We start from the raw sequence: 9,387 nt of genomic DNA, 5'->3' as shown, positions 1-9,387 counted from the left end.
TTTACTTTGGGCGCTATGCCGGATGCTGATTGTATTGAGCAGCTCGAGCTGAATGTTTTAGCACCAGCTGAAATGGATTGGCATGGGGCTAAGGTTCGACACGCTTTTATACAACCTTACTGTGTCGGGGAAGATTTCAATTTTCGCCTGTGCCAGTTATTACAGCGCATAGTGGCAAAACTTAAAGCAAAGCAAAATACTGATCTGTTGGCAGAACAGTGCGTTGTTTATCTGGTTCTGCCTGAGCTTGGCACTGCAGAGGGTTCTGCGCTTAACAGCCTGATACAACATATTATGCGTAGCTTGCCGGGCCTGTTGCAATCAGCGCAGTGCCGGGTGTTTGCGCACGGCAGTGCCGGGGCGCTGATGGCATTTGCTGCAGCGCAAAAAGTGCTACAACAACTGGGGCAGGTCTCAATATGGCTTATCGCGGTTGATAGCCTGTGCTCGGCGACAGCATTTGAGCGTTATCGCAAGTACTCTGCAAACCATGTGTTGTCTGAGGGCGCGATAGCGTTGCGTATGGGCAATGCCTTGTCAGGCCAGGCAGATGGCAGGCAGCTGCAGCTTGTTTTCAGTAGCGTGGATGCTACTGCTGGACACCTGAATAATGCTGCTGATGACGCCACCGGTAATTTATTGCGGCTGGCCGGCGTTGAAGTGTCAAAACAGGCAAAAATACTGAAACTGTTGTATATGCCTGATTGTGGTGATGAAACAACTGTTTTGACCTGGCTTGAACAGTACCACTGGTTACGCGGCGCTGTAACAGCTGATACAGCGTTTTGCATGCCAGCATATTTCTGCGGCGAGCTTGGTGCCTGCGGCGGCTTATATCGCTTGTTTCATTTGATGCGCGCTGGCGCAAAGGGGCGTTTACCGGGCCTGACATTACAGTACGAACAATCTTCACAGCACTATCGCGCAGTCGCGTTGTTTGCTGTAAAGGGTATGGATAACTAACCACAAGGACGTGTCATCAACATGGGTATGCACAGTTTACCGCTTAAAAGCCGCTATGGTGGCATGTTGCAGTTCAGCACCCATGCTGTTGCCGAAGCAATACAGTTTGTTTCAACGGCAGAAGCTGCTGCGTTTTTGCAGGATAATTTTCCCGATTCTGTCACCGGCGCAGCATTAGTCAATGTTTCCGGCTGGTTTGGTAGCGCGGCAATCAATATGCAGGTGCTACATGCCAAGACCGGGTTATATAACACTCTGGCACAAGCCATTGTTGAGGGCCGGTTGTTTGTTTGCCGCATGGCTGAACCTGAGCGCATCAGTGACTCAGGGCCTGTGGCACCAGCTGCAAGCAACAAAAAAACAAAGGCAAGTAAACCTGGTGGTGCAGCAAGTACGCCGGACAGCCCAGGCAGTGTAAATAACACGCTGATTAATAGTGAGCCAGGAAAAACGGCAAGTGGTGAGGCGGTACCACAAAGCAATAGCATCGCTTTTTGCGGTGACCCCGTGGCCATGTGCACCGGTGAGGAAATATTAGAGCTGATTGATTTTGAGCTACCCGGGTTGTTTGCTCTGCAGTTTAAGCGCACTTATCGCTCCAGTCAGTGCTATGAAAACCTGGGATTGGGTTATGGCTGGCGCAGTAATTTTCATTTGTACATAGCAGCGCTTAAAGGTGACAGCGACGAAGAGCTATTGGAGTTGCACAACGAAGAAGGCCGGCGCCTGACGTTTGCGATGCCTGAACCCGGACAGACAAGTTATCAGTTAACCGAATCTCTGGCTTTGCGGCTTGAAGAGAATGGCAGCTTGGTGTTATTGCGTCCTGATAGCACGCATTGGGTGTTTGTAAGGGGCAGAGCCGACGATAAGCATACTCGACGTTGGGCTTTGCATCAGATCTACGACAGCCTGGGTAACTACCTGCAGTTATACTATGACAGTTTTAACAGGTTAAGCCGGCTTGATTACAGTAGTAAACGGGCTATTGAACTGCATTATAACGAAGCAGGTTTACTCAGCCGGATTGAGGCTGTTAAGCAGACATCTGAGGGCCTGAAAGCGTTAGACGTCACGCTGGCGCAATATCAGTATGATGCAGACGCAGATCTGATTGCCGCAACTAACCAGGCCTGCCAGACGGAGCGGTATAGTTATCAGGGGCATTTGCTGATAAAGCGGGAACGCGCCAGTGGTTTTAGCCATTATTTTAGCTGGCAGGGTGAAGGGCCATCAGCACGCTGTATTCGAAACTGGGGCGATGACGGTTATTACGATTATCAGTTTAGCTATGATGACGCTCAGCGCCTGACTGTCAGTACTGATAGCCGGGGGCAGCGCTGGCAGTATTTACATAACGAGCTGAACCAGTTAATAAAGAAAATAGCACCTGACGGTGCGATCTGGCTTTACAACTGGAACAAGCAAGGTAAGAAAGTTGCTGAAACTGCACCGGATGGCGCTGTAACGCGCTATTACTACAACGAGCTTGGCCAGCTTATTACGGTTGAACAGGCTGACGGTGCAATAAGCCATTTTCAGTATAATGAGCTTGGCCAACGCATAGGCTTTACCGATGCCGAAGGACAACGCTGGCAACGGGAGTACAGCGCTGGCGGGCTGCTAAAATCAGTTACCCGACCCAGTGGCAGCACCCGCCGGTATTACTACGATCAGAATAGCCAGTTAAGCAGGATACAGCACGCAGACGGCCGTATTGAGCAGTATTTGTGGGACGACGATGGCCAGTTATTGGCAAAACAATTAGGTGAAGCGACAACACGTTACAGCTATGACAAGCTGGGGCGTATAAACGGGATAGTGGATGCAGCGGGTCTAATCACCGAGTACCAGCGTAATAGCGCCGGTAAAATCATTGCGATTAAGCGCTACAATGCAGACTCGCCTGAACAGGCCGTCACCGAACAATTTGAATATGACGCAGCCGGAAGGCTTCTCAGTAAAACCAATGCTCAGGGTGAGTGCACTCAGTGGCAATATGAAGGCTTAAACCAGCCTGTGGCGCAGTTGCTTGCAGATGGTAGTTGTTTTAATTACGAATATGATAAAGAACGTAACCTGACTGCCATTATGCGCAGTGATGGTGCACGCTATCAATTGGAGTATGATGCGCAGGAACGTCCGGTAACACTGTTGGGCTTTGACGGCAGGCGACAGCAGTACCAGTATGACGTGTGCGGCAACATCAGCTCAGTCACAGATAACAGTCATCGTCAGATCAGGCTTAAGCGAGATAGCCGCGGCAGAATAACCGAGCAGACTGCGCTGTTTGGTCAGCAACTGGCCAGTAACCATTTCCACTACGATAAACTGGGTCGGCCTCTTAGGGCCAGCAACGCAAGCCGTAAACTGCGTTTTAGTTACCATAGCTGCGGGCAACTGGCTGAGCATTGGCAGGACGACTGGCGCACTTTACATCTTTACGACGAAGCGGCAAGGCTTGTTGGCACAACTCTGCCTGACGGCACCAGGCTGGATTTCCGTTACAACGAGCATGGCTATTTATCGCAACTGGCAGTTAATCAGCAGCCTATTATGTGGCGAAGTTTCGATATTGCAGGGCGCGAAACATCGCGGGAGTACAGTTCCGGGTTGCAGCTTAAACAAGCTTTTGACAGTTTTAGCCGGTTGACAGCCCAGCAATGGCTGGTTGGTGAACAGAAACTTAGCCGTAACTACTGTTACAGCAAGCTGCATCAACTGCTTTTGGTTACGGATAACCAACAAGGTGATACTGAATATCAATACAACTGTCTCGATCAGCTTAAACGCAAGACGCATAGTTCAGATAGTTCGCAATGTGAGACACATCAATGGGACAGTTTCGGTAACCCAACCGGCGATGAGATTGAAGTCTCAAAGGACAGGTTGCTGCGGTTTTATGATAACCAATACCGATATGATGACAGTGGCAACCAGCTCGCGATTAACTCTGCGGGCAAACGTCAGCAGCGCGAATTCAATGGCTTTAACCAGTTAACGGCACTACGCAGCGTTACTAGCAAGACTGAAGAGGTTACGCGTTATGAATATGATGCCTATGGCCGACGTAGTGCCAAGGTCACAGCCAGTGGCCGGACAGATTATCTGTGGGAGGCAAACAACCTGGTCGGTGAATACCGACAAGGCGAGTACCGCTGGTACATTTATGAGCCTGGCACTAACAAACCGTTGGCACTGCTGGCAGATGGGCAGCTGTATTTTTACCAGCTGGACCACCTTGGCACACCACTTAGCCTGACAGACACTGACAATAATGTCGTCTGGCAGGCGCAGTACAGTGTATTTGGCAAAGCCACTGTTACCGTTAATACGGTGGACAACCCGCTCCGCTTTCAAGGGCAATACTATGATAGTGAAAGTGGTTTGCACTATAACCATTTTCGCTATTATGACCCGCAAACAGGCCGTTTTATCAGCCAGGACCCGATAGGGCTGTTAGGTGGTATAAATCACTACCAGTATGCCCCAAACCATATTAACTGGATAGATCCGTTGGGGTTAAGCTGTAAAGAGAATGCTGCAAATGTCTTCAGTACCCAAGACCAAGCTGCTAATGCTGCTTTGAAGTTAGCTAATCCGTTGTCAATTACTGACAATCTTGAATACGGAGGGTTAATATACCGAGATGAAAGCGGTAATTACGGCTTTTCCGGCCCTGTAAAAGGGTCTGATCAAGGTGTTAATCCACATGACGCAGTTATACCCGATGGCGCAACACTGGTTGGTGACTACCATACACATGGTGATTATTCATTGGTAGACAGAGTTAGTGGAGCTGCAATCAGAACAGGCGATCCTTTACGTGATGAGTTTAACAGTGATAACTTTTCAGCGAGCGATTACTCTGGGATCCGTGCGGATGCTCGCGGTATATCAGGCTACCGGGGATACTTAGGAACACCCAGTGGGTTATTTAAGGTGTTCAACCCGGAAGATGGAACTGTTTCGGTGTTAAAAGAATGAAAATTTTAGTGTCTATTGCACTGCTTATATTTATGGGGAATTCCACAGTGTCAGAGATTAAAGCGCCTGTAGAAGTATTATCAATTAAAGCGTCGCATTTTGACGTTATTAAGCTTGCTGGTGGGTATGTTAAAGACCAGGAAGTAGATTTGTCAGGTTACAACATCATGCTTATGGAAGATGACAATAACTGGATTGTTTATTACCAACCAGCTGATTATCCTGCAGGTCAAAGAGGAAGCATTGGTAAAAAGACTTATGTTGTTGAGCTGAGAAAAGCGGACCTGAAAATCGTCAACGCATATTATGGCAGGTGATGTGCTTTAATCTAAACCTCTGCCATAACCCGGTTTTACAGCTTGCAGTGATTAAACTCGTTTCTGTTATTCAGCTACCCAATATCGCACGGCCTGCGATGGTGAATGCTGCAATCATACCCGTGCCCCATACGGCAGAGCGCAGGGTAGAGTAGTCTAACCAATAACACAATAAATAAACGATGCGGCTGGCAATAAACACCCAACCCAGCGTTACTGTGGTTTGATCAACGATGCCTGTGGCCAAGGCTGCAAAAACTGCACAGGCGTAGATTATAAGAGCTTCAAAGCTGTTGTAATGGGCGGCATTGGCGCGCTGGCCAAAGCCTTTGAGCGCAGCTTGCTGCGCTCTTGGATGATGATTGTCATACCCGCCTGATTTTTGCATCGCAAAAGCCAGCGGAGCTTTAGCCAGAAAAGGCAACAGCATGGCGATAAACAGCGTTAACAGTAATGAGGTGATCATAAATAACTCCGTTACAGGCCATGCCTGCTAAGTATCAGCGTAATATTCTGGCTTCTGGCCGTTGCAGTAATTGTAACAGCGGGTTTTGCGCCATAACTTTTTGCTTTAATGCCAGCCCAACAGCCAGCCCTGCAACCAACCCACCCAGATGTGCCCAGTAAGCCACGCTGAGATCTTCAGATAGCAAACCGATAATATTCATTACTGCCCAGATGGCAAAATACCATGCCGGATTAAGCTTTTTCTGCCAGACGATAAACATAAATGTCAGGCTGGCGTGGCGGAACCATAGCAAATACATACCAAATAAGCCTGCTACAGCGCCACTTGCGCCTACCATTAGCAGGTCACGGTTTACCAGATAACAGGCAAGCAGCTCTGCTACCGCAGCGACTACACCGCAAAACAGATATACGGCCAGGAATTTCCACGGTCCAAGCGCATCTTCCAGGTTATCGCCAATTATCCAGAGAAAATACATGTTACCAATCAGGTGCAGAACACCACCATGCAGAAACTGGTAGCTTAGCAAAGTCCACCATTGCTGCCCGGGAAATAACGTTAAGGAGTCCAATGCAAAATAGCGAAAAGTCCAGTCAGTGGCGTTATTATCAAAACCATACAGGATAAAAATCAAAATGTTCAGTGCCAGCAAACTCCAGGTCATCAACGGCGTGCGATGGGGTTTGATATTGTACTCTTTTGGCATCTGTGTAAAAAATTGAAATAACCAGCTTTTCGCACACACTTTTTGGTTCAGAACGGTAAGAGCCGCTTGCAGCTTAGGTGCTGCCAGTACTTGACCGGCTTCGTCACCATCAACCCAAATACCATTACAGCGTCTGCAGTTATCTATGGTTACCTGGTAGTCTTTCAGCAAATGATATTGCTGCATTTTGCTATTGCAGCGATGGCAGTGATACTGATGCTGCGCGAGTTTTTCACCGAAACTGTTCTTTACGCAGTAGGGATCGGTCAGTTCACTGCCATGCACAATGGCCTGGCTCAGTTCCGCATCATCAAACCATAAACCATTGCAGCTGGCGCAGCGCTCAACCTGCTGGCCGTGTAATTCAACTGTCTGTAGTGTCTTATCCTGACAGCAAGGGCAGTATTGTTGTGGTTTGTTCATTTTACTCTACCTCAATATTCTGCTGAGCCAACATTAGCTTTAGTTTGTCTGTGTCGGCAGCAAATTTGGGTAATACGTCTGTTTCCATTTGCTCAACAAGCTCCAGCAGCAACTTCGAGCCATAAGTGCTGTGATAAAAACTGCTGTAAATCTTCTGGTAGATGTCGTTAGCCTGGCGGTAAAACTGCCTGCTGGCACTTAGCAAAGATGGCGGCGTTTCCAGCGTTGCCGGTGAGTATTTCATGCTTTCCCAGACAAAAGTATCCAGTTGCAATGGATAACGTTTAATCGTGTGAGCGCCGGCGCCTTTTATTTGCTCGGTATAGTCGCGGATCAGCTGTAAGTTGTCAGTCAGTTCCTGCTGCAGTGATGTACGAAGGTAGTAGTTATTCTTGTCGCTTTGGATCTGCTCAAACATAACTGCCTGTTGTAAACCTTGCTGAGCAGCAAGGTAAACACCTAATACGGTGGCAATAATCATTGATATCTGGCTTATCCAAAAACTCAGGTTTGAAATTTCACCTTGTTGCAGCGCTATTTTTTTACGGATTTTACGCTCTGGTGTTACTTCGTACGCCTGTCGCGTATTCATCAGAGGATCGCGGGTAGACATCATACTTCCTTGTTGTGGTAAATTAAACGTGACGCAAGTGTAACCTGAATAAAGCGGCCAATTATAGCTGGTTCTTTAACAGGTACGTTTGATTGCGGTAAATTTGAACAATTTAACTGTTTTATAAGGCCTCAAGCGTAAAATGGCCTTGTTGCATTGCCTCGGCCAGCTCTGCAGAACGTTGTATCACAGTCTGCCAGTAGTTTATTCGGGCACTGTCAGGTAACTTAAAATCGTTGCGATCCGGTATTTTGCCATAAGGTAAAGACTGCACCCAGCTTGCGCTGGGGCAGAGCAAGACCACGTTGTGCAGATGTGCCGGATTGGCTCTGCGCCACTTAAGGGCTTTGTCAAACCAACCGGGCGTCAGATAGGGGTAGAAGTGAGGATACAATACCAAGCCATCATTACTGAAAGGTAAATCGAAATGGTAGTCGGTGACGCCGCCATCGTAATATAGCCCGGGGCCTGCACCTGCAATATTCTCTACCGGGTTTAGCACCATAGGAATGGAGCCACTGGCCAGCACCGCTTGCTTTAAGTTTGCAGCTGTAAGCTCGACATGTCGTGTTGGCAGTAAACCCGCGTGGTGAAACGGCGATGTTTCACCGGGCACATGAAACAAAACGCGCTCAAAGAAATGGCGTAAGTGCTGGCGGTTTACTAAATTGGCACCTGCAGCCAATGTCAGGGCACCTGCTTGCAGCAACCTATGCCTTGCAGAGGAGATACGCTGCGCTTTAGCGACCACAAGGCTCAGCTTTATATTTGGATTATCAAGTACCTGCTGAACCTCTGTCTCAGAGGGGAACACATCGTCAATAATACGGGCGGAAATTTCGCTGATAAGCGCTGTATCAGCAGTTTTAGGATAAGTAATGTGGCTGTATGCCTGACAAAATCGCTGCGAAGCAGCTACCGGGTCGGCCTGTGCAAAACAGGCAAAACGCCAGGCACCGGCGGAGCTGCCAAGAATATGCAGTGGCGTGCTGCGCTGGCGAAAAAAACTGCCAAATAAGTATTGGTCCAGCCCGTACAGACAAAACCATTTAGGTCCACCGCTGGCACCTACCATGACATTAAAATCGGCCTGGTTAAAGCCATGCTGCTTGATCTGAACCAGGGCTGTCGGCCCGGCTAATACCCGTAATGCGTGTTGTGACAAAACTCTTAACCTGCCTGATAAATATTAGCTATTTGCATACAGCCTGCGGTACATGTGTTCTGCATAGTCATCGGTCATGCCAGAGATATAATCACATATCACCCGGGTTTTCAGTTGGGTTGGCGCTTGTTGCCAACGCTGCTGGGTATTGGCGGGTAACAAGCGCGATGGGTCTGATGAAAACGCATCAAACAGAGCCATCAGCATATTCTGACAGCGAAAACGTGATTGCTGAATATCTGGCCGCGCTATAACACAGCGGTATACCACTTGTTTCAGGCAATGCAAAATGGCTTGCGGCTCTGTGGTTAATACTGCGTTATACCGGATCAATGGCTCTTGCGCCTGCGGCAGCACTTCGGCCAACTCGACCGAACTGATCAGCAGATTAACCAGGGAACCTATCGCGTCTTTACGCAAATGATGCTGGTTACTGAACAGCGCTGCACTTATTTGCTGCATCATCTGCTTTAAACCGCTGGACAGCGTCGCCCATTCAGCTTCTGTATGCTGTTGCCACTGGCTCTGGCTGATATTGCCAAGCACTATGGCATCTTCCAAGTCATGTACGCCATAGGCAATATCGTCTGCCAGTTCCATAATTGATGCATCAAGCGACTTATAACGTGATTTGATAAAAGGGGATTCGCTCAGCTGTTCAGTACTTTGAAATAATGCTCTGTCTGGTGCGCTAAGCGGCTTAAGGATCCAATCAAGAATATCTGCATCTGCTGCAAAAATGGC

7 protein-coding genes and 1 pseudogene are annotated in these 9,387 nt (G+C 48.3%); 3 read left to right on the top strand and 5 right to left on the bottom strand.

Going from position 1 to position 9,387, the window contains the following annotated elements; genetic code table 11:
* From VIN66_RS12640 to VIN66_RS12630, 3 genes are all read left to right on the top strand, one after another.
* Positions 1–963 (top strand): hypothetical protein (locus tag VIN66_RS12640; protein WP_331924312.1); only part of this gene is annotated, 963 nt, incomplete at its 5' end.
* 21 nt (positions 964–984) lie between these two features.
* Positions 985–4,950, top strand: coding sequence for an RHS repeat-associated core domain-containing protein (locus VIN66_RS12635; protein ID WP_331924311.1), 3,966 nt, complete (start codon positions 985–987; stop codon positions 4,948–4,950).
* Positions 4,947–5,267: a hypothetical protein gene (locus tag VIN66_RS12630; protein WP_331924310.1), complete on the top strand. Its 321-nt coding sequence runs from the start codon at positions 4,947–4,949 to the stop codon at positions 5,265–5,267. The genes VIN66_RS12635 and VIN66_RS12630 overlap by 4 nt, the downstream gene beginning before the upstream one ends.
* Before the next feature lie 70 nt (positions 5,268–5,337).
* On the opposite strand, the gene VIN66_RS12625 is transcribed toward VIN66_RS12630, so the two are convergent.
* From VIN66_RS12625 to VIN66_RS12605, 5 genes and pseudogenes are all read right to left on the bottom strand, one after another.
* Positions 5,338–5,733, bottom strand: coding sequence for an MAPEG family protein (locus VIN66_RS12625; RefSeq protein WP_331924309.1), 396 nt, complete (start codon positions 5,731–5,733; stop codon positions 5,338–5,340).
* Between the two features lie 34 nt (positions 5,734–5,767).
* Positions 5,768–6,865 carry a rhomboid family intramembrane serine protease gene (locus VIN66_RS12620; protein WP_331924308.1) on the bottom strand — a complete coding sequence of 366 codons (1,098 nt, stop codon included), beginning with the start codon at positions 6,863–6,865 and terminating at the stop codon, positions 5,768–5,770.
* Position 6,866: 1 nt separating this feature from the next.
* Positions 6,867–7,481, bottom strand: a complete 615-nt coding sequence (locus VIN66_RS12615; RefSeq protein ID WP_331924307.1) for a hypothetical protein — start codon at positions 7,479–7,481, stop codon at positions 6,867–6,869.
* A gap of 118 nt (positions 7,482–7,599) precedes the next feature.
* Positions 7,600–8,643 carry a patatin-like phospholipase family protein gene (locus VIN66_RS12610; RefSeq protein WP_331924306.1) on the bottom strand — a complete coding sequence of 348 codons (1,044 nt, stop codon included), beginning with the start codon at positions 8,641–8,643 and terminating at the stop codon, positions 7,600–7,602.
* A 24-nt stretch (positions 8,644–8,667) separates the two neighbouring features.
* Positions 8,668–9,387, bottom strand: a pseudogene (locus VIN66_RS12605) (dGTPase); the annotation flags it as partial.

Source organism: Rheinheimera sp., from assembly GCF_036568245.1.
Classification (GTDB): Bacteria; Pseudomonadota; Gammaproteobacteria; order Enterobacterales; family Alteromonadaceae; genus Alishewanella.
Note: the sequence above shows the minus strand (reverse complement) of the source record. Positions and strands in the feature narration are given on the sequence as shown.

Bases quoted from the DNA above. Each gene is read 5' to 3' on its own strand.
- VIN66_RS12630 (WP_331924310.1), top strand. From the start codon at position 4,947: ATGAAAATTTTAGTGTCTATTGCACTGCTTATATTTATGGGGAATTCC.
- VIN66_RS12635 (WP_331924311.1), top strand. From the start codon at position 985: ATGGGTATGCACAGTTTACCGCTTAAAAGCCGCTATGGTGGCATGTTG.
- VIN66_RS12615 (WP_331924307.1), bottom strand. From the start codon at position 7,481: ATGATGTCTACCCGCGATCCTCTGATGAATACGCGACAGGCGTACGAA.
- VIN66_RS12625 (WP_331924309.1), bottom strand. From the start codon at position 5,733: ATGATCACCTCATTACTGTTAACGCTGTTTATCGCCATGCTGTTGCCT.
- VIN66_RS12620 (WP_331924308.1), bottom strand. From the start codon at position 6,865: ATGAACAAACCACAACAATACTGCCCTTGCTGTCAGGATAAGACACTA.